Origin of the sequence: Herbaspirillum lusitanum P6-12, assembly GCF_000256565.1 — a bacterium.
GTDB classification, from domain to species: Bacteria; Pseudomonadota; Gammaproteobacteria; order Burkholderiales; family Burkholderiaceae_D; genus Herbaspirillum; species Herbaspirillum lusitanum.
The window spans coordinates 1-534 of sequence record NZ_AJHH01000690.1; the positions used below are offsets into that span (position 1 = coordinate 1).

A 534-nucleotide genomic window follows, 5' to 3' on the forward strand; every position below is an offset into this window, starting at 1 on the left:
CGGCGGCGATGACGGCGCCGTCGGTATCGAGCGCCTGCCATTGCCCCTCAACACGGCGCAAGGAACTCACCTCTTTCCCGAAGCGGCTTTGCAAGCGATCGCCGCAAGCGCGCAGCATGGCTTCGCATACCGCCGCCGGACGCAGCCAGCCGCCGCGCGGAAAAAACCAGCCGCTGCCGGTCGGCATGCCGAGTCGCGCGCTCGCCTCCTGCGCCGGCAACCACTGTGCGTAGTCGCGCGGATAATTCCAGTGCTGCGCGGCCTGCCCGAATGCGTCGGCTTGTCCGGCATCGCGCGCCACTTGCAGCACGCCGCAGGTTTTGCCGATGGGTTGTCCGTGCGGATCCATCCCGAACACGCCGGCGCGCTTCCACGCCTGCTGCGCGAACAGGAAGGCCGCTCGCGTCAGGCGCGCGGTCGGATTGTCGTCGCGTGAGATCGCCGGCATATGGACGCCGGCAAGGTTGCCGGAGGCTTCCTGCGCGGCGTGCGCATGCCGCTCGATCAGCGTCACCTGCCAGCCGCGACGGGGGA

At 69.5% G+C, this 534-nt stretch carries 1 protein-coding gene; it reads right to left on the bottom strand.

Translation table 11 applies throughout. The features are described 5' to 3' along the window. The coding region (locus HLUSI_RS30125) for an FAD-dependent oxidoreductase (RefSeq protein WP_040503793.1) at nt 1-534 on the bottom strand (534 nt) is incomplete at both ends.